Source organism: Billgrantia campisalis (assembly GCF_022341425.1).
GTDB lineage: Bacteria > Pseudomonadota > Gammaproteobacteria > Pseudomonadales > Halomonadaceae > Halomonas > Halomonas campisalis.
In genome coordinates this window covers 340,000-358,108 of the sequence record NZ_JABFUC010000001.1, presented here as the reverse complement: position 1 = coordinate 358,108, position 18,109 = coordinate 340,000, and the positions used below count along the sequence as shown (strand labels likewise).

Below are 18,109 nucleotides of genomic sequence, written 5' to 3'. Positions count from 1 at the left end.
ATGCATCCGATACGCCTGCTGAGCCGCTGGACGCTGACCCTGGCGGCGATCGTTCTGACGCTGCTGGCCCTGGCCCTGCTGGTGCTGCGTCTGGCACTGATGCAGGTGGATAGCCAGGCGCCGCGGCTGGAGTCGCTGCTGGCGGCGCGCTTCAACGCCCAGGTCGAGCTGGGGCATCTGCAGGCGGGGCTCTACGGCCTGGACCCCCAGCTCGAGGCCGGGGAGCTGACCATCCGCACCGCCGAAAGCCGCGGGTCGCTTCCGCTACTGGAAGCCGAGCACGCCCGCTTGCGCCTGGACACCGGCGCCAGCCTGCGCGAAGGCATCCCGGTGGTGGAGGATGCCCGGCTGCGCGGGCTCACCCTGCACCTCTATCAGGATGAACGGGGCGGCTGGCACTGGCCCGATCCCGCTGAGATTCCCCCCGAGCTGCGCCCCGAGACCGAATTTAACTTCGAGCGCCTGGATTTCTGGGTCGGGGTGCTGCTGCGCCAGCGCGCCTGGGTCGAGGACCTGAGGCTGGTGCTGCACGGCCGCGAGCGCCGTGTCGAACTGCTCGCCCCGCGGGTGCTGATGACCGGCGATGCCCGCCACGCCCATCTCGAGGGCGAGGTGCATCTGGCCGGCCAGCGGGAGGCCTCGCTGCAGGCGGTCCTGGAGGTCTTCCCCGGCCCCGGTGGGCTGAGCGACTTCAGCGCCGCACTGCAGGCCGACATGCGCCTGGATACCCTGATCGATCTGGTGGAGGTATTCACCCGTAATGACCCCCTGCGACTGGAGGAGGCCCAGGGGGAGGCCCGGCTGTGGGGACGCTGGCACCGCGGCGCCCTGGTCGATGCGCGGCTCGATCTCGACGTGCCGCGCCTGGCATTTCGCCATGACGACGAGATCGTTGCTCTGGAGGGCGTCGAGGCTCGCGGCCAGTGGCTGCGCAGCGAGGCCGGCTGGGACGCCTGGCTGCAGGGGGATGCCGGCACCGTCGACTGGGCCGAACCCAGCGAACTGGCGGAGGCGCCGGGCCCGGCGCTGCCGCGGCACTGGCACCTGCGCCATCGCGGCGACGACTGGTGGCTCAACACTAGCGAGTTCGACCTGGCCTCGCTGGCGGCCTGGCGCGATCGGGTCCCGCTGCCGGAGGGGCTGACGCGAGTGATCGAGACCCTGGCGCCGCGCGGCCGCGTCGAGGGCCTGGGGTTCGGCCTCGAGCAGGGCCATTGGTTGGCTCGTGCGGCGGTTTACGGCGTCGAGGTGTCGCCCTGGGGGCAGGCCCCGGGCGGCGGCCCCATCGACGCCTGGGTCGAAGCCCGCGACCTCACCGGCCGCGTGCGCTTCGTCGGCGCGGGGGACGCCACCCTGAATTTCCCCGAGGTGTTCGCCGCGCCCATGGCGCTGTCCCATGCCAGCGGCGAGGTGGCCTGGTCCTATGACGGACCGCGTACCTTCGTTAGCGGACGAGGGCTGCGCGCCGGCTGGCAGGGCGCCGAGGTCGAGGGCGGGTTCGGCCTGGCGGTGGGCGGGGGCGTCGCCGGCGGTCTCGGCCTGGACCTGCGCTTCCGTGATGCCGACGCCCTGGAGCGGCCGCTGGTCGACTGGCTGCCCGTGGGCGTACTGGGCGATGCCCTCAACGACTGGCTGGCCGACGGGGTAGCGGGCTATGTGCCGGCGGGCAGCCTGCAGCTGCACCTGCCGCTGTTCGCCGCCGCCGAGCCGCTCGCCCCCAAGCTGGATCTCAACCTGGCCATCGAGCGAGGGCGCCTGGCCTTTGCCCCCGGCTGGCCGGCGCTGGAGGCGGTAGAGGGGCAGCTGCGGGTGGGCGTGGGCAGCCTGGAGGGCGAGGTGACGTACGCCGAGAGCCACGGCGTCGAGGCTCGCCGGGGGCGGGTGACCCTGGATGACGATCGTCTGCGGGTGAGCGGCGAGCTGGCCGCCGATGCCGAGTCCCTGCGCCGCTATCTGCGGGCGCTGCCGGTGGACGGCATGCGCCTGCTCGACGACTGGCGGGGAGCGGGACGCGCCGAGGGGGACTTAGCGCTGGACATGCGCCTGGGAGCGCCCGAGGCCTTCCAACTCGATATCGACACCGAGGTGGCGTTCGAGCGGCTCGAGCAGCGCTCGCTGGGCCTGGTGTTCCAGGACCTGAGTGGGCCGCTGGCCTGGCGGCAGCGCGGTGAGGACGGCGGGCTCGAGGGTCGGCTTCAGGCGCAGCTGCTGGGCGGGCCCGTATCGGCCGATGTCGATACCCGGGCCGGCGGCATCGACCTGTCGGGCACCGCCCAGGTGGCACGATTCCTCGCCCTGGGCGGCGCGGGGGCACTCGACGAGCGCCTTTCCGGACGCCTGGCCTGGCGAGGCCGGCTGGCGCTGGGTGATGCCGGCAACTCCCTGGCGCTGCGCAGCGACCTGAGCGGCGTGGCCATCGACCTGCCCGAGCCACTGGGCAAGTCGGCCGGTGCGGTTCGCCCCCTGCGTGTGGACGTGGATCTCGACGGGCCGCAGCTGCGTGCGGAGCTGGGACGTGATGTCCTGCTGCGCTGGCGCCGCCACCGCCCCGGCTCGACCGTGGGGCAGGGCCAGCTGTGGCTGGGGCGCCTGCCTGCGGCGCCGAGCTGGCCCCAGGCCGAAGGCTGGGAGGTGGCGATCGAGCAGCCGCGCCTCGACCCTGTCGCCTGGGGGCGGGCCCTGGCGCCCCTGGTCGATGAGGCGCACCTTCCCACGGCAGAAAGAGCGGCGCTGCGCCGCCTGGAGCTATGGGTCTCCTGCCTGATGGGGCCCGACGGCTGTATCGGCTCGCTGGACGCCAGGGCCGAGGCGCAGGTGGGCGGCGGCTGGCGAGTGGCCCTGGACGGCAGCCTGGTGGCGGGCCATCTCGACTATCGCCCACGGCTCGACATGCCGCTGGATATCGCCCTGTCGCGGCTGTCGCTGGACGGTTTTCTGGCCCAGGAGGACGATTCGCCCGGTGAGCTGCTCGATGAAGTGGCGGTGGCGGCGCCCGAGCCGGTGGCGCTGCCGGGCTGGGTGACCCGTCTGCCCGATGGCCGGCTGCGTATCGCCGATATCGAGCGTCGGGGTCGGCGTTTCGGGCCCTTCACCGCCTATTGGTCCGCCGGCCGTGATCGGCTGAGCATCGCCCCGCTGGGCCTGACCCTGGGCCAGGTGTCGGCGCGGGGAGATCTGGTGTGGGAGGCCGCCGGGGCCGGTTCCAGCCTGACCCGGGCCCGGCTCGACCTGGATGGGCGCGACCTGGGCACGGCGCTGGAGCGGCTGGGGCAGCCGGTGACCATTCGCAGCGGCGAGACCCGGGTACGCAGCCAGCTGGCCTGGCCGGGTGCGCCCTGGCAGTTTGCCCTGGCCCGCTCGCGTGGCAGTGTCGATGTGGCGCTGCGCAACGGGCGTTTCGTCAATGTGGAGTCGCCCTCGGCGCGGCTGATCGGGTTGTTCAACGTGGACAACCTGGTGCGTCGGCTGCGGCTGGACTTCTCCGACGTGACCGGGCAGGGTACCGCTTTCGACAGCGTGGACGGAGGCGCTACCCTCTACGAGGGCGTTCTTGAAACCCGTGGGCCGGTCGCCATCGAGGGGCCGGCCACCTCCTTCACCCTGGAGGGCAGCGTCGACCTGGTGCGACGGGAACTCGATCAGCGCCTGGGCGTCACAGTCCCGGTGAGTCGCAATCTGGCGCTGGCCGCGGTCATCGCCGGTGCGCCGGTGGTGGGCGGTGCGCTGTTCATCGCCGACCGCCTGTTTGGCGGTGCCATCGACCGGGTCACCCGAATTCACTACCGCGTGCGCGGTCCCTGGGACGCGCCGCAGATCACACTGGAAAGTGCCGAATGACATCACGACCGCATGCCCTGCTCGATACCGCCGCCGAGATCCTGCTGACCCCGGGGGGCCTGGACCTGGAGGCCCTCGACGTCGGCCTCGGCCATGTCCTGGCCCCGGGGGTCGACTACGCCGATCTCTACTTCCAGCGCAGCTGGCACGAGAGCTGGGTGCTGGAGGACGGCGAGGTCAAGGAGGCTGGCTACAACATCGACGGCGGCGTCGGGGTGCGCGCCATGGCCGGCGAGAAGACCGGGTTCGCCTACTCCAACCAGATCACCGCCGATGCCCTGGCCGAGACCGGCCGCACCGCCGCCGGCATCGTGCGCAGCGGGACCCAGCTGGCCGTGGCGCCGCGGGTGATCAGTCAGTCCACGGTACGCTATGCGGCCCTCGACCCGCTCTCCGGGCTCACCGCAGAAGAGAAGATCACCATGCTCAAGCAGGCCGACCGGGTGGCTCGCGCCGCGGACCCGTCGGTGGCCCAGGTCAGCGCCTCCCTCACCGGGGTGCACGAGGTGGTGCTGGTGCGCGCCAGCGACGGCAGCCTGGCGGCGGACGTGCGTCCGCTGGTGCGCTTCAACGTCAGCGTGATCGCCGTCAAGAACGGCCGCCGCGAGCGCGGCAGCGCCGGCGGCGGTGGCCGCTACGCCATGGCCCGGCTGCGCGATGAGAACGTCGCCGAGCGCTTCGCCAAGGAGGCGGTGCGCCAGGCGCTGGTCAACCTGGAGTCGGTGGATGCCCCGGCCGGCCAGCTGCCGGTGGTGCTGGGGCCGGGCTGGCCCGGCATCCTGCTCCACGAGGCGGTGGGCCACGGCCTGGAGGGCGACTTCAACCGCAAAGGCAGCTCGGCCTTCGCCGGGCGCATGGGGCAGCGGGTCGCGGCCCCGGGGGTGACGGTGGTCGACGACGCCACCCTGGCCGACCGCCGCGGCTCGCTGAGCGTGGACGACGAAGGGACGCCGGGCCAGTACACCCCGCTGATCGAGGACGGCATCCTCACCGGCTACATGCAGGACAAGCTCAACGCGCGACTGATGGGTATGGCCCCCACCGGCAACGCCCGTCGCGAGTCCTTCGCCCACCTGCCAATGCCGCGGATGACCAACACCTATATGCTGGCCGGCCAGGATGACCCCGCGGATATCATCAAGAGCGTGCGGCGGGGGATCTATGCGGTGAGCTTCGGCGGCGGCCAGGTGGATATCACCTCGGGGAAATTCGTGTTCTCGGCCAGCGAAGCCTACCTGATCGAGGATGGGAAGATCACCGCCCCGGTGAAGGGCGCGACCCTGATCGGCAACGGCCCCGAGGCCATGGGCCAGGTGTCGATGATCGGCCACGATATGGAACTGGACACCGGAATCGGCGTCTGCGGGAAGGAGGGGCAGGGCGTCCCGGTGGGCGTCGGCCAGCCGACCTTGAAGCTCGATGAGCTGACCGTGGGTGGCACCGCCTCGTGAGTGAACGTGCCTGCGCTCGCCCATACGGCGTTGGCGCTCGGCTCGCCATGCTCATTTAGGGCTCCTAAACTCCGCTGGCTCGCCGAACGCCGCCGTGTCTGGCCTTCGCTCGGCGTCGTTTGCGGGGGGAGGGGAAATCTTGGAGGCGCCATGACGCGAGGGGCGCCGGGGGCAGGCCGAAGAGGAGGTCCGATTCCAGGGGTGAGGAGCACTGCTCCGAACGGGCTGGCCATGGATGGCCAGCACCGGCCCTGCAAGCGGAGCAGGATGCGAGAGCGCCGCAGGGAATCGGTAGCGTACAGGGAAGTATTCACAGCGCCTCCTCGCAGGCCTGCCGCCGGATCAGCCCCGAGCGGCCTACAGCCCGGCCGTATCGCGGATCAGCTTGAACAGCTTGCGGGCGCTGGCGGGGGGCTTGCCCTTCTCGCGTTCGCGCTGGGCATTGCGGATCAGCTGGCGCAGCGTCTGGCGGTCGACGTCGGGATGGTCGGCGACGAAGGCTTCAACGGCGGCGTCGCCCTCCTCGATGAGGCGGTCGCGCCAGGCTTCGAGCCGGTGAAAGGCCAGGTCGCGACGACGCGCCTCGTGCTCGACCTCGTCGAAGACCGCCTGGATCGCCTCGAGGTTTTCGCGGCGCATCAGCTTGCCGACGTACTGCATGTGCCGCCGCCGCCCCTCGTGGGAGCGGATCCGTGCGGTTTCTTCGACGGCCGCCAGCATGTCGTCGGAGAGCGGGAAACGGGCGCGCTCGCCCGGGGTCATGGCGATGATCGCCTCGCCCAGCGCCTGCAGGGCGTGCATCTCGCGCTTGAGCTGGGACTTGCTGGGGCGCTCGTCGTCATCCGACAGCGTGATCTGGGCGAGCAGCTCGCGGGGGGAATCCTGGGACATGCCGCATCCATCATTGAGGCTTGAGAATTCGCACAGTATACCAGCCCGCAGCGGCGGGCTTGATAGCCACATCAAGAAGATCCGGCCCGGGGCCGGAGAAAGGGAGACCAGCATGACACAGGCTTTTGATGCCGCCGCCCAGCAGACCCAGCTTGAGGCGGGCGCCGAACAGGCGCTGGCGCTGGCGCGCCGTCTGGGCGCCGATGCCTGCGAGGTGGGCGCCAGCGTCGACCAGGGGGTCGGTGTCAGCGTCCGCGAGGGCGAAGTGGAGACCGTCGAACTGTCCCGCGATCAGGGGATCGCGGTGACGGTCTACGTGGGGGCCCGCAAGGGCAGCGCCTCGTCCACCGATGCCAGCGAGGCGTCGATTCGTGCCGTGGTGGAAAAGGCCGTGGCGATCGCCCGGCATACCGGTGAGGACCCCGCCGCGGGGCTCGCCGATGCCGCGCTGATGGCCACCGAGCTGCCTGACCTCAACGTCCACCACCCCTGGCCGTTGACCACCGAGCAGGCCATCGACCTGGCACTGGCCTGCGAGGCGGCCGGACGCCACGAGCCGGGCATCCGCCAGTCGGAAGGTGCTTCGCTGTCCAGCGGCGAAGGGGTGAGGGTCTATGCCAACAGCCACGGCTTTCTGGGTAGCCAGCGTGGCAGCCGGCACTCGCTGTCGTGCATGCTGATCGCCGAGGATGCGGGCGGCATGCAGCGCGACTACGACTACACCAGTGCCCGCGATCCGCGTGAGCTGCTGGCGCCGGAACGGGTGGGCAAGAGCGCCGCCGAGCGCACCCTGCGTCGCCTGGGGGCGCGGCGCCCGGCCACCGGGCGGCTCCCGGTGCTGTTCGACCCCAGCCTGGCCAGTGGGCTGATCGGCCATCTGATGAGCGCCATCGCCGGCGGCGCCCTGTATCGCCAGGCGTCGTTTCTCTGTGAGCGCCTCGACACGCCGCTGTTTCCCGAGTGGTTCCGTCTCGAAGAGCGGCCCATGGAAAGAGGCGCCATGGCCAGCAGTCCCTTCGACAACGATGGCGTGCAGACCCGCAACAACGTCTTCATCGAGGGGGGGCGCCTGGCGAGCTACATGCTCTCTGCCTACAGTGCCCGTCGCCTGGGGATGGAGACCACCGCCAACGCCGGCGGGGCGCGTAACCTGCGTATCGCCGCCCCGCTGGAATCCCGCGAGGCACTGCTTGCGCGCCTGGGGCGCGGGGTGCTGGTCACCGAGCTGATGGGGCAGGGGGTCAACGGTGTCACCGGCGACTACTCGCGCGGCGCCGCCGGCTTCTGGGTGGAGAACGGCGAGATCCAGTATCCGGTGGAGGAGTTCACCATCGCCGGCAATCTCGAGGCCATGTACCGGGGGCTGGCGGGGGTGGGCAGCGATATCGACACCCGCGGCAGCATCCACAGCGGCAGCTGGCTGATCGATGAGATGACGGTCGCCGGCGGCTAGTTGTCTAGAGGTCCTCGTCGAAGCGCGCCTCGAACAACGCCTCGATGGCGTCCAGTGCCGCATCGGCGTCTTCGCCCTCGGCGCTGACGGTCAGTTCGGTGCCGTTGGGGGCGGCCAGCATCAGCAGCGACATGATGTTGGCCGCGTCGGCTATCTGGCTGCCGCGGGTGACGGTGACTCGGGCGGAGAAGGGCTGGCAGCACTGGACCAGCCGGGTGGCGGCCCGGGCGTGCAGGCCGCGCTTGTTGGTCAGGGTCAGCTTGCGACTGGCCACGCTCAAAATCCCTCGCGGTCGGGGGGTGCCGAGGGCGCCGGGGATGCGGCGGTCAGGGCCCGATGGATGCCCAGCTCACGGTGACGCAGGCGCACCGCGGGTTGCTGGTTGGCCAGCTGCCGAGCCAGCTTTTCGGCCAGATAGACCGAGCGGTGCTGACCGCCGGTGCAGCCGATGGCTACCGTCAGGTAGCTACGGTGGCTGTCTCGGTAGGCCGGCAGCCAGCGCTCGATCCAGCCCAGGATATCGGCGTACATGTCGGCCACCAGCGGATATTGCTCGAGAAAGGCAATGATATTGGCATCCTGACCGGTGCCCGAGCGCAGGCTCGGATCCCAGTAGGGGTTGGGCAGGCAGCGGGCATCGAAGACGATATCGGCATCCATCGGCACGCCGCGCTTGAAGCCGAAGGACTCCACGGTGAGGGTCAGCTGCCTGGCGCGATGGCTGGCGACCTGGTCGGCGATGCGTCCCCGCAGCTCGTGTACCGACAGTCGCGAGGTGTCGATGATCAGGTCGGCCAGGTCACGAATGTCAGTGAGGGTCTGCTCCTCGGAGTCGATCGCTTCGGCCAGGGTCATGTTGCTGCCTTTGGTCAGCGGGTGACGGCGGCGGGTGGCGGAGTAGCGCTCCAGCAGGATTCGGGCATCGGTGGTCAGGTAGATGACCTGGCACTCGACGCCACGCTGGCGCAGCTCTTCGAGCAGGCGCGGGAAGCGCTCCAGGGCATGCGGCAGGTTGCGGGCATCGATGCTGACGGCAACGTTGGACTGCTCGGTGGGGCCGCTGTGCAGTTCGTCCGCCAATGAGCCCAGCAGCATGGCGGGCAGGTTGTCGATGGCATAGAAGCCGAGGTCCTCTAGGGCCTGCAAGGCAATCGACTTGCCCGAGCCTGAGCGGCCGCTGATGATCACGAGCTGCATGCGGGTCTCCTGGTCGTTGCGCTGGCCGGGTGGCCCGATTCCGTGGGTATCAGGTCGCCGCCTGTCGTCGGACTGCCTCGATGAGACGCTCATGCAGCTCGCGCTGGCTGGCGCTCTTGCGCAGTTCCGAGCGGGTCTCGACGTCGTTCATGATGCCGGCCACCTGTCCCAGCAGGGCCAGGTGGGTGTCGTCGGCCTCCTCGGGCACCAGCAGCACGAAGACCAGGTCGACCGGCTCCCCGTCGATGGCGTCAAAGTCGATGGGGTCGGCGAGCTTGAGAAAGGCGGCCACCGGGGCATGGCAGTGGGGGCTTCTGGCATGGGGAATGGCCACGCCGTTGCCGATGCCCGTGCTGCCCAGTCGCTCCCGCCCGATCAGCCGGTCGAAGACCTCCTGGCTATCCAGGCTCGGGGTGTTCTGGGCGATGAAGGTGCTGAAGAACTCCAGCACGCGCTTCTTGCTGCCGCCGGGAACCCCGAACAGAGTGCGTTCGGGGGGGAGAATGGTTTCCAGTGTCATGGGGGATCAGCGGGCGCCGGCGCCCTGGGCGCGGGCCTGAGCCTTTTCCTTGTGCTTGACCAGCTGACGGTCGAGCTTGTCGGTCAGGGCGTCGATGGCGGCGTACATGTCGGAGTCCATGGCCTCGGCGTGAAGGTCGGCACCGGCGGCATGCAGAGTGCAGGCGGCCTGCTGGCGTTCTTTCTCCACGGAGAGCGTGACCTGCACATTGGTGATGTTGTCGTAATGACGCTGTACGCGGGTGAGTTTCTCGTCAACATAGTCGCGCAGGGCATCGGTCAGCTCTACATGGTGGCCGGTGATATTGACTTGCATGGCAGGCTCCTTCGTCCTTCGTGTGGTGATTCGATTGTAACCCTTTTTCCTGCCTTGCAAACCCCCTGTTGCGGCCGCCTTTTTTCGGTTCATCGCAGACCGGTGAAAAGCGGCTTTTCACCGCATCGGCGATGGCCCCGCCGGGGGCTCATTTGAAGCGCTTGCGTTCGCTCGAGGAGGGAATCCCCAGGGCCTCGCGGTACTTTGCCACCGTGCGTCTGGCAACGCGGATGCCATCCTCGGCGAGCAGGTCCACCAGGCGGCTGTCCGACAGCGGCTTGCGGGGGGGTTCGCCCTGCACGAGTTTGCGGATGCGGGCGCGGATCGCCGTGCTGGAGTGGGCGTCGCCCTCGCCTTCGCCGCCGACGTGGCTGGAGAAGAAGAACTTCAGCTCGAACACGCCCCTCGGGGTGTGGATGTACTTCTGGGTGGTGACCCGGGAGATGGTGGATTCGTGCATCTCCACGGCCTGGGCGATATCGGCCAGCACCAGCGGTTTCATGGCCTCCTCACCCTGTTCGAGGAAGTCGATCTGGCGGGTCATGATCTCGCGGCCGACTCTCAGCAGGGTGTCGTTGCGACTGGTCAGGCTCTTCATCAGCCAGCGCGCTTCCTGCAGGTGATCCTTGAGGAACTGGTTGTTCTGGCTCTTGTCGGCGCGGCGCACCAGTGCCATGTAGTCGGGTTGGATGCGCAGCCGCGGCAGCGCCTCGGCGTTGAGCTCGATGCGCCAACCGCGCTGGTCGTGCAGGGCCACCAGGTCGGGGATGACGTAGTCGCTGCCGACCTCCCCGTAGGCGCTGCCGGGGCGGGGGTCGAGGGTGCGGATCAGGCCGATCACAGCGTCCAGCTCCGCGTCCTCGAGGCTCAGGCGACGCTTGAGAAGGCGGCGGTCATCGGCGGCCAGCGCCTCCAGGAACTGGCGCACCAGGCGCCGCGCCTGGGGCAGCAGGGGGGTGTCGTCGGGCAGGGTGGCCAACTGCAGCATCAGGCACTCGCGCAGGTCCCGGGCGAAGATGCCGGTGGGCTCGAACTGCTGCAGGCGCAGCAGCACCTGCTCGACCTCGCGGGTCGGCAGGCCGTCGAGCCCCTGCTGGCGCAGGCCGTCGCGAATCTCCTCCAGCGGCTGGGCCAGGTAGCCGGCGCTGTTGACGGCGTCGATCAGGCTCTCGGCGATCAGCCGCTGGCGCGGCTCCAGGTCGGTCATGGCCAGCTGCCAGGCCAGGTGGCCGTTGAGGCTCTGGCCCTCGGCCTGGCGCTCGAAGTCGGGGCCCTCGCCGGAGCCGCTGGGGGCGGCGGCATGATCGGGATAGGTGTCCGTCCAGTCGCTGTCGACGGCGAGCTCCGTGGGGATCTCGCTGTTCCAGTCGTCCTCGGGCGTCTCGCCGGCGGCCTGCTCGCCGAAGCCGTCGTCGAGCTCCAGCATGGGGTTGGACTCCAGCGCCTGCTGGATCTCCTGGCGCAGGTCCAGGGTGGAGAGCTGCAGCAGGGCGATGGCCTGCTGCAGCTGGGGAGTCATGGTCAGCTGGGTGCCGACACGCAGTTGCAGGGACGCTTTCATGGCCATGAGGGGCGTTGCTCATTTGCCGAAAAGCTCCACCCTAGACTGCGGCAGGGCGACTTGCAAGAGGCTGGGAGTTGATTTTCCTGCAATAAGCATACCAGCCGCAATGTGCGTGCCGGTTTGTTTAAATTGTCTTAATATCAGAAGGTTGTTGCCGAGAAAAGGCTAGAGTCGAAAATCCTCGCCCAGATAGACTTCGCGCACCCGTCGGTTGCTGAGGATGGCCTCGGCGCTGCCCTCGGCGATGATCTGGCCGTCGCCAACGATATAGGCCGTGTCGCAGATGTCCAGAGTCTCGCGCACGTTGTGGTCGGTGATCAACACGCCGATGTCGCGGGCCTTGAGCTGGCGGATGATGCCCTTGATCTCGCCCACCGAGATGGGGTCGACGCCGGCGAAGGGCTCGTCGAGCAGGATGAAGGCGGGCTCGGTGGCCAGGGCGCGGGCGATCTCCACGCGCCGGCGCTCGCCGCCGGAGAGGCTCATGCCGAGGTTGTCGCGAATGTGGGTGACATGGAAGTCCTCCAGCAGTTGCTCGAGGCGAGCCTGGCGGCCGCCGCGATCCAGGTCCTTGCGTGTCTCGAGAATCGCCATGATGTTGTCGGCCACCGACAGCTTGCGGAAGATCGAGGCCTCCTGTGGCAGGTAGCCGATACCGGCACGGGCGCGCTCGTGCATGGCGGCGCCGGAGAGGTCGCGCTCGTCGATATGCACCGTGCCGGCATCGGCGCGCACCAGGCCCACGATCATGTAGAAGGAGGTGGTCTTGCCGGCACCGTTGGGGCCGAGCAGGCCGACGATGCTGCCCTGCTCGATGGACAGGCTGATGTCGTGTACCACGCGGCGGCGCTTGTAGCTCTTGGCCAGGTGGCTGGCCCGCAGGGTCTTCATGGGGTTGCCTTACTGCTCGGGCTGCAGGGTCATGCGGATACGCTGGCGGCCTTCGACCCCCTCGCTCTCGGCGCGGGCCTGGACCACGCGACGGTCGAGGAAGTATTCGAGATAGCCGCCCTCGAAGGTGTCGCCGCGCTGGTGGAGTTCGGCGCGGTCGATCAGCTCCATGCGGCGTTCGGCCACGTGGTAGACGATGGTGCGACCCCAGCCGCGTACCACCGGCTCGGCGGGGTCCGGTTGCTGCTCGAGGTAGGCGCGTTCGCCGGTGGCGATGGCCCGCGACAGCTCGCCAGCAGCGTTGCGCTGAATCTCGACCCGGTCGCCGGTTACCCGCAGGGTGCCCTGGCGGATGTCCACCTCGCCGGTGTAGACGGCGGTGCCGGCCCGGTCGTCCAGGTCGAGGCGGTCGGCCTCGACTTCGATGGGCGCGCGGGCGTCGTGGGCCGTGGCCGTCGTGGCATGCAGCGCGGTGCCGGCCAGCAGCAGGCCGCCGAGCGCCAGGGCGGTGAGGGAGGGAAGTACGGGTCGGCTCATGACTCGGGGTCCTCGTGGGTGGCGCCGGGCTCTTCCGGAGGGTGGTAGCCCCGCACATTGTCCGTCAAGCGGGCGCGGTTGTCATGGAACCAGGCGTCGAAGCGCTCGCCGCTCATGCGCTGGGGGGGCTGCTGCAGCAGCGCCGGGGTCTCGCTCCAGGCGTGACCCAGGTCGGCATCCACGTGGAGGATCTCGGTGTCGAGCTGCCAGCGCTCCTCGGGGGCGAACAGGCGTGCGCTGCCGCTCAGGGTCAAGGGGCCCCCGCCCGGTCCGAGCCGTCCCTCGTCACCCTGGGCGATCCACAGCCGCCCTTCGCTGTCGTGGACGTGGGCGACCGGGGTCTCGGCGCGGGTCACGTCATCTTGGGGCGTGTGCACCAGGCGCGGCGTCTCCAGGCGCTGGTGGGCCCGGCCCTCGGCGTTGAAGCGGGTCAGCCGCACCTCCTCGAGGTAGTGGCCCGGCTCTCCCGCCGCGTCGCTGGGCACCGGGCCGGGCCGCGGAGTGTCGCGGGGGTCGAGCCAGACCAGCAGGCCGCCGAGGGCCAGCAGCACCAGCAGCAGCCAGAGCCGGAAGCCGGGACGGGGCAGGCGCAGCGTCATGGCTCAGTGCTGCAGGTGCAGGTAGGTGTCGACCAGGGCGTCGCGATGGCCCTGGGCCTCGAGCAGGGTGTCGCAGATCTCGCGCACGGCGCCGTGACCGCCGCTGCGCTCGGTCACCCAGTCGGCCAGGGCCTGAATATAGGGCGGGGCGCCGGGCACGCTGATGCCGATGCCGGCGCGGTGGATGGCCGAAAGGTCGGGCAGGTCATCGCCGCAGTAGGCCACCTGCTCGAGGCTGAGTTGCTGGCGCCGGCACAGCTCACGCAGGGTGGCGAGCTTGTCGCCACAGCCCTGGAAGACGTGGTCGATGCCCAGCGCCGCGGCGCGGTGGCTGACCATCGGCGAGTCGCGTCCCGTGAGCAGGGCGACCTGCAGGCCGGCCCGGCGCAGCAGCTGGATCCCCAGGCCATCCTGGGTATGAAACGCCTTGATCTCCACGCCGTCGGCCTGGAAATAGAGACGGCCATCGGTCAGCACGCCGTCCACGTCGAGGGCCAGCAGGCGAACCTGGCGCAGGCGGTCGAGAAGACGGGGGTCGATGGGCGGGGTTACCAGGGCCATGGGCGCTCCTTGAGTAGGGGGTCGTCGTGCAGGGGGTCAGATCACGCCGCTGCGCAGCAGATCGTGCATATGCAGGGCGCCGACAGGGTGCCCCTCGTCGTCTACCACGGCCAGCGCCGTGATGCGGTTGTCTTCCATGACCCGCACGGCCTCGGCGGCCAGCAGGTCGGGGGCGATGCGTTTGCCGGGGCGGGTCATGACGTCGTCGACCCGAAGCCGGCTGAGGTCGCGGTGCTGGTCCAGGGTGCGGCGCAGGTCGCCGTCGGTGTAGACGCCGGCCAGCCGGCCGTGTTCATCCACCACGCAGGTGAAGCCGAGCCCCTGGCGGGTGATTTCCAGCAGGGCGTCACGCAGGGGGCTGCCCAGCGGCACGCTGGGCAGGCGGTCGCCGCCGTGCATGAGATCGCCAACGCTCAGCAGCAGCCGCTTGCCGAGGCTGCCACCCGGATGGGAGCGGGCGAAGTCCTCGGCGGTGAAGCCGCGCGCCTCCAGCAGCGCCACCGCCAGGGCATCGCCCAGGGCCAGGGCCGCGGTGGTCGAGGCGGTGGGGGCCAGGTCCAGCGGGCAGGCCTCGCGGGCGACGCCGGCGTTCAGGTGGGCGTCGGCGTGCCGGGCCAGGGTCGAGTCGGACCGGCCGGTCATGCCGATCAGCGGGGTGCCCAGGCGCTTGAGCAGCGGTAGCAGGGCATTGACCTCTGCGGTCTCGCCGGAATTGGACAGCGCCAGCACCACGTCGCCCAGGGTGATCATCCCCAGGTCGCCGTGGCTCGCCTCGCCGGGATGCACGAAGAAGGCCGGTGTGCCGGTACTGGCCAGCGTTGCGGCGATCTTGCCACCGATATGGCCGGACTTGCCCATGCCGGTGACGATGACCCGCCCCCGGCAGGCCAGGATAAGCTCGCAGGCGCGGTCGAAGTGGCTGTCCAGGCGCTCGGCGAGGGCGGCGATGGCCTGCTCCTCCACCTTCAGGGTGCGCCGCGCGCTGTCGCGCAGCGGCGAGTCACCGGTGGACTGGGTGCCGGAAGGGAGGGTGTCGGTGTTCATGAGGTGATTGTTGCCCGTCGCGTGGTTTCACTCAAGGGGGGCGCTCCCGCCCAGGGCCAGCCAGCCCAGGTAGCCCAGATAGATTGCCAGGAAGATGCCGCCGGGTAGGCGGCCCAGGCGACCATGGCGCTGCCATAGCAGTAGCATGGCCATGCCCAGGGTCAGCAGCAGCATGACCGGGAAGTCGCGGCTGGCGGCCGCCGGGTTGACCGGGCCCGGCGCGAGCAGGGCGGGAATCGGCAGTACCGCCAGCAGGTTGAACAGATTGGAGCCGATGATGTTGCCGATGGCCAGGTCGTGGTGGCGCTTCAGGGCGCTGGCCACGCAGGCGGCCAGCTCCGGCAGGCTGGTGCCGATGGCGACCACGGTCAGGCCGATGGCCAGCTCGCTGACCCCCAGGCCACGCGCCAGTTCGCCGGCGCCCCACACCAGCGCCCGGGAGCTCACCCCCAGCAGCACCAGGGTTGCCGCCAGCCAGCCCAGTGCCGGGAGCAGTGTCATGCCCGGGGCGGCGGCGGGCGGGTCGGTATCGGGAGTGTCGGCGCGCAGCAGCCACCACAGGCTGAAGCCCAGCAGCAGGACCAGGAACAGCGCATCGAAGCGTCCCAGGATCCCGTTGGCCAGGGCGTAGCCGGCCATGCCGGTGGCGCCGAGCAGCAGCGGCAGCTCGCGGCGCACCAGTGAGAAGCGCACCGGAATCGGCGCCACCAGGGCCGTGATGCCGAGGACCAGGCCGATATTGGCGATGTTGGAGCCCAGGGCGTTGCCGATGGCCAGGTCCGGGAGGCCGTCGAGGGCGGCGAAGAGGGCGACCACCATCTCCGGGGCCGAAGTGCCCAGAGCGACCACCGTCATGCCGATCAGCAGGGTGCTGAAGCCGGAGCGATAGGCGGTGGCGGCAGCGGCGACGACGAAGCGGTCGGCGCTCCACAGCAGACCGACAAGGCCGATCAGAACCAGTAACAGGGGCAGCAGCATAGGGTGGGCACAGGCAAGGGGGTGTCGGCAACGAAAGGGCGCCCATTAAACGTGCTGGACGGCCGCGGTGCAAGGCGGACCCCGTCGCGCTGGCGTTGCCTGCGGGGGTTAGGATACGATGTTCGACAATCTTCTGGACGGGAATGGTGCTGCATGAGCGACTCCCCCTTCGTGGTGGTGGAAGGGCTCTCTTTTTCGCGCGGTGACAAGGATATCTTCAGCGGTATCGACCTGCGCGTACCACGTGGCAAGATCACTGCCATCATGGGGCCAAGCGGCACCGGCAAGACCACCCTGCTCAAGCTGATCGGCGGGCAGCTGGTCCCCGACGCTGGGCGCATCTGGATCGACGGACACGAAGTGCATGCCTTGTCTCGCAAGGCGCTGTTCGTCCTGCGGCGCCGAATGGGCATGCTGTTTCAGAGCGGAGCGCTGTTCTCCGATCTCAGCGTCTATGAAAACGTGGCCTTTCCGCTTCGGGTGCACACCAACCTGCCCGGTGCCATGATCCGCGATGTGGTGCTGATGAAGCTGCAGGCGGTGGGGCTGCGCGGCGCCCGGGATCTGATGCCGGCCGAGCTGTCCGGCGGCATGGCCCGTCGCGTGGCGCTGGCTCGCGCCATCGCCCTGGACCCGGAGCTGATCCTCTATGACGAGCCCTTCGTCGGCCAGGACCCGATCTCCATGGGCGTGCTGGTGCAGTTGATCAAGCGGCTCAACGAGGCGCTGGGGCTGACCGCGGTCGTGGTCTCCCACGATATCAAGGAGACCCTGTCCATCGCCGACTATGTCTACGTCATTGCCGATGGGCAGGTCATGGCCCACGGTACGCCGACCACGCTGGACGTGGACGACGACCCCCGGGTCAGCCAGTTCGTGCACGGCGAGCCCGACGGGCCGGTGCCTTTCCACTATCCGGCGTCGGATTTCTTCACCGATATCCTCGACTCGGGAGGCCGTCAATGATCCAGCGTATCTGGCGGCTGGGGCGCCGCGGCTGCGAGCTGCTCGAGGCCCTGGGGCGCTCGGGCCAGTTCCTGCTGCAGTCGGCGGTGGGCGTGCCCTCCCGGGAGGGTTGGTACCTGTGGCTGCGCCAGATGCACTTCGTCGGCGTGCTGTCGCTGGCCATCGTGCTGGTCTCGGGACTGTTCATCGGCATGGTGATGGCGCTGCAGGGCTACACCATCCTGGTGGATTTCGGCGCCGAGCAGGCGCTTGGCCAGATGGTGGCGCTGTCGCTGCTGCGCGAGCTGGCCCCGGTGGTGGCGGCGCTGCTGTTCGCCGGCCGGGCGGGGTCGGCGCTGACTGCCGAGATCGGCCTGATGAAGGCCACCGAGCAGCTCACCAGCATGGAGATGATCGGCGTCGACCCGCTGCGCCGGGTCGTGGCGCCGCGCCTTTGGGCCGGCTTCGTTGCCCTGCCGCTGCTGACCATCGGCTTCAGCGTGGTGGGCATCTACGGCGGCTATCTGGTGGGCGTGGAGTGGCTGGGCGTCTTCGAGGGCTCCTACTGGGGCAATATGCAGGCCAGCGTTGACTTCGTTGGCGACGTGGGCAACGGCATGGTCAAGAGCCTGGTGTTCGCCCTGGTGGTGACCTGGATCGCGGTCTTCCAGGGCTATGACCTGATTCCCACCTCGGAAGGCATTTCCCGTGCTACCACCCGCACGGTGGTCTACTCCTCGCTGGCGGTGCTGGGGCTGGATTTCGTGCTCACCGCGCTGATGTTCGGCGAGTTCTCCTGACCGGGGGAGGCTTTTCATGATGTTTGGAGACTTGCAATGAAACGCAGCAAGACGATGGAGCTGGGCGTTGGCCTGTTCATGCTGGCCGGTATCCTGGGCCTGCTGTTTCTGGGCCTGCGGGTCAGCGGACTGGCCTTCTCGCCGCCCGGCGACACCTTCCGCCTGGAGGCCAACTTCGCCAATATCGGCAGCCTCAAGCCGCGTGCGCGGGTCACCATGTCCGGCGTCACCGTGGGGCGGGTCAGTTCGATCGAGCTGGACACCGACTGGTACGACGCCCGGGTGATCCTGGAGATCGACCGCGCTCTGGAGGATCGGCTGTCGCGGGATACCACCGCGGCCATTCTCACTGCCGGCCTGCTCGGCGAGCAGTACGTGGGGCTGACCGTGGGCGGCGACCCGGAGACGCTGGGCGATGGCGATACCATCCGCGATACCCAGTCGGCGGTGGTGCTTGAAGAACTCATCCAGCAATTCGTGTCCAATATGATCAGCGACTGAGTGCCAGCCGCGCCGCGCCCCTGTC

General features: G+C 69.4%; 18 protein-coding genes. 6 read left to right on the top strand and 12 right to left on the bottom strand.

Features of this window, described 5'->3' with window-relative positions; genetic code table 11:
• Together HOP52_RS01595 and tldD are read left to right on the top strand one after the other, a co-directional pair.
• Positions 1-3,837 carry a YhdP family phospholipid transporter gene (locus tag HOP52_RS01595; protein WP_238975296.1) on the top strand — a complete coding sequence of 1,279 codons (3,837 nt, stop codon included), beginning with the start codon at positions 1-3 and terminating at the stop codon, positions 3,835-3,837.
• Positions 3,834-5,288, top strand: coding sequence for a metalloprotease TldD (gene tldD / locus HOP52_RS01590; RefSeq protein ID WP_238975294.1), 1,455 nt, complete (start codon positions 3,834-3,836; stop codon positions 5,286-5,288). Before HOP52_RS01595 ends, tldD begins: the two co-directional genes overlap by 4 nt.
• Positions 5,289-5,645: 357 nt before the next feature.
• Here the strand turns inward: tldD and yjgA are convergent, their stop codons facing one another.
• Positions 5,646-6,179 (bottom strand): ribosome biogenesis factor YjgA, encoded by a 534-nt coding sequence (yjgA, locus tag HOP52_RS01585; RefSeq protein WP_238975293.1) that lies wholly within the window; start codon positions 6,177-6,179, stop codon positions 5,646-5,648.
• 112 nt (positions 6,180-6,291) lie between these two features.
• Here yjgA and pmbA point away from each other — a divergent pair, with 112 nt between their 5' ends.
• Positions 6,292-7,632 (top strand): metalloprotease PmbA, encoded by a 1,341-nt coding sequence (gene pmbA / locus HOP52_RS01580; RefSeq protein WP_238975291.1) that lies wholly within the window; start codon positions 6,292-6,294, stop codon positions 7,630-7,632.
• A 4-nt stretch (positions 7,633-7,636) separates the two neighbouring features.
• On the opposite strand, the gene HOP52_RS01575 is transcribed toward pmbA, so the two are convergent.
• The 11 genes from HOP52_RS01575 to HOP52_RS01525 form a co-directional block, all read right to left on the bottom strand.
• Positions 7,637-7,906, bottom strand: a complete 270-nt coding sequence (locus HOP52_RS01575; RefSeq protein WP_238975289.1) for an HPr family phosphocarrier protein — start codon at positions 7,904-7,906, stop codon at positions 7,637-7,639.
• 2 nt (positions 7,907-7,908) lie between these two features.
• Entirely contained in the window at positions 7,909-8,829 is a 921-nt protein-coding gene (rapZ, locus tag HOP52_RS01570; protein ID WP_238975286.1) for an RNase adapter RapZ, read from the bottom strand.
• Positions 8,830-8,878: 49 nt separating this feature from the next.
• Positions 8,879-9,349: a PTS IIA-like nitrogen regulatory protein PtsN gene (gene ptsN / locus HOP52_RS01565; protein ID WP_238975284.1), complete on the bottom strand. Its 471-nt coding sequence runs from the start codon at positions 9,347-9,349 to the stop codon at positions 8,879-8,881.
• A 6-nt stretch (positions 9,350-9,355) separates the two neighbouring features.
• Positions 9,356-9,664, bottom strand: a complete 309-nt coding sequence (hpf, locus tag HOP52_RS01560; RefSeq protein WP_238975282.1) for a ribosome hibernation-promoting factor, HPF/YfiA family — start codon at positions 9,662-9,664, stop codon at positions 9,356-9,358.
• Between the two features lie 148 nt (positions 9,665-9,812).
• Positions 9,813-11,231 carry an RNA polymerase factor sigma-54 gene (locus HOP52_RS01555; RefSeq protein ID WP_238975279.1) on the bottom strand — a complete coding sequence of 473 codons (1,419 nt, stop codon included), beginning with the start codon at positions 11,229-11,231 and terminating at the stop codon, positions 9,813-9,815.
• 162 nt (positions 11,232-11,393) lie between these two features.
• Positions 11,394-12,119 (bottom strand): LPS export ABC transporter ATP-binding protein, encoded by a 726-nt coding sequence (gene lptB / locus HOP52_RS01550; RefSeq protein ID WP_238975277.1) that lies wholly within the window; start codon positions 12,117-12,119, stop codon positions 11,394-11,396.
• Between the two features lie 9 nt (positions 12,120-12,128).
• Complete coding sequence (lptA, locus tag HOP52_RS01545; protein ID WP_238975274.1) at positions 12,129-12,656, bottom strand: lipopolysaccharide transport periplasmic protein LptA; 528 nt, start codon at positions 12,654-12,656, stop codon at positions 12,129-12,131.
• A complete protein-coding gene (lptC, locus tag HOP52_RS01540) occupies positions 12,653-13,255 on the bottom strand; it encodes an LPS export ABC transporter periplasmic protein LptC (protein ID WP_238975272.1) in 603 nt (200 codons plus the stop codon). Before lptC ends, lptA begins: the two co-directional genes overlap by 4 nt.
• A 3-nt stretch (positions 13,256-13,258) precedes the next feature.
• The gene (locus tag HOP52_RS01535; RefSeq protein WP_238975270.1) at positions 13,259-13,816 is read right to left on the bottom strand and encodes a KdsC family phosphatase; all 558 of its coding nucleotides are present in this window, start codon (positions 13,814-13,816) and stop codon (positions 13,259-13,261) included.
• 36 nt (positions 13,817-13,852) lie between these two features.
• On the bottom strand, positions 13,853-14,860 hold the full coding sequence (locus tag HOP52_RS01530) for a KpsF/GutQ family sugar-phosphate isomerase (RefSeq protein WP_238975268.1): 1,008 nt from the start codon (positions 14,858-14,860) through the stop codon (positions 13,853-13,855).
• A gap of 27 nt (positions 14,861-14,887) precedes the next feature.
• A complete protein-coding gene (locus HOP52_RS01525; protein ID WP_238975266.1) occupies positions 14,888-15,838 on the bottom strand; it encodes a calcium/sodium antiporter in 951 nt (316 codons plus the stop codon).
• Between the two features lie 153 nt (positions 15,839-15,991).
• Here HOP52_RS01525 and HOP52_RS01520 point away from each other — a divergent pair, with 153 nt between their 5' ends.
• From HOP52_RS01520 to mlaD, 3 genes are read left to right on the top strand one after another with little or no spacing between them, the layout of a single operon-like run.
• Complete coding sequence (locus tag HOP52_RS01520) at positions 15,992-16,804, top strand: ATP-binding cassette domain-containing protein (protein ID WP_238975263.1); 813 nt, start codon at positions 15,992-15,994, stop codon at positions 16,802-16,804.
• A complete protein-coding gene (mlaE, locus tag HOP52_RS01515) occupies positions 16,801-17,583 on the top strand; it encodes a lipid asymmetry maintenance ABC transporter permease subunit MlaE (RefSeq protein ID WP_238975261.1) in 783 nt (260 codons plus the stop codon). The genes HOP52_RS01520 and mlaE overlap by 4 nt, the downstream gene beginning before the upstream one ends.
• A 36-nt stretch (positions 17,584-17,619) precedes the next feature.
• Positions 17,620-18,084 carry an outer membrane lipid asymmetry maintenance protein MlaD gene (gene mlaD, locus HOP52_RS01510; protein WP_238975259.1) on the top strand — a complete coding sequence of 155 codons (465 nt, stop codon included), beginning with the start codon at positions 17,620-17,622 and terminating at the stop codon, positions 18,082-18,084.
• Positions 18,085-18,109 lie beyond the last annotated feature (25 nt).

Coding starts and splice junctions, on each gene's coding strand:
- HOP52_RS01595 (WP_238975296.1), top strand. CDS start 1: ATGCATCCGATACGCCTGCTGAGCCGCTGGACGCTGACCCTGGCGGCG.
- tldD (WP_238975294.1), top strand. CDS start 3,834: ATGACATCACGACCGCATGCCCTGCTCGATACCGCCGCCGAGATCCTG.
- yjgA (WP_238975293.1), bottom strand. CDS start 6,179: ATGTCCCAGGATTCCCCCCGCGAGCTGCTCGCCCAGATCACGCTGTCG.
- pmbA (WP_238975291.1), top strand. CDS start 6,292: ATGACACAGGCTTTTGATGCCGCCGCCCAGCAGACCCAGCTTGAGGCG.
- rapZ (WP_238975286.1), bottom strand. CDS start 8,829: ATGCAGCTCGTGATCATCAGCGGCCGCTCAGGCTCGGGCAAGTCGATT.
- ptsN (WP_238975284.1), bottom strand. CDS start 9,349: ATGACACTGGAAACCATTCTCCCCCCCGAACGCACTCTGTTCGGGGTT.
- hpf (WP_238975282.1), bottom strand. CDS start 9,664: ATGCAAGTCAATATCACCGGCCACCATGTAGAGCTGACCGATGCCCTG.
- HOP52_RS01555 (WP_238975279.1), bottom strand. CDS start 11,231: ATGGCCATGAAAGCGTCCCTGCAACTGCGTGTCGGCACCCAGCTGACC.
- lptB (WP_238975277.1), bottom strand. CDS start 12,119: ATGAAGACCCTGCGGGCCAGCCACCTGGCCAAGAGCTACAAGCGCCGC.
- lptA (WP_238975274.1), bottom strand. CDS start 12,656: ATGAGCCGACCCGTACTTCCCTCCCTCACCGCCCTGGCGCTCGGCGGC.
- lptC (WP_238975272.1), bottom strand. CDS start 13,255: ATGACGCTGCGCCTGCCCCGTCCCGGCTTCCGGCTCTGGCTGCTGCTG.
- HOP52_RS01535 (WP_238975270.1), bottom strand. CDS start 13,816: ATGGCCCTGGTAACCCCGCCCATCGACCCCCGTCTTCTCGACCGCCTG.
- HOP52_RS01530 (WP_238975268.1), bottom strand. CDS start 14,860: ATGAACACCGACACCCTCCCTTCCGGCACCCAGTCCACCGGTGACTCG.
- HOP52_RS01525 (WP_238975266.1), bottom strand. CDS start 15,838: ATGCTGCTGCCCCTGTTACTGGTTCTGATCGGCCTTGTCGGTCTGCTG.
- HOP52_RS01520 (WP_238975263.1), top strand. CDS start 15,992: ATGAGCGACTCCCCCTTCGTGGTGGTGGAAGGGCTCTCTTTTTCGCGC.
- mlaE (WP_238975261.1), top strand. CDS start 16,801: ATGATCCAGCGTATCTGGCGGCTGGGGCGCCGCGGCTGCGAGCTGCTC.
- mlaD (WP_238975259.1), top strand. CDS start 17,620: ATGAAACGCAGCAAGACGATGGAGCTGGGCGTTGGCCTGTTCATGCTG.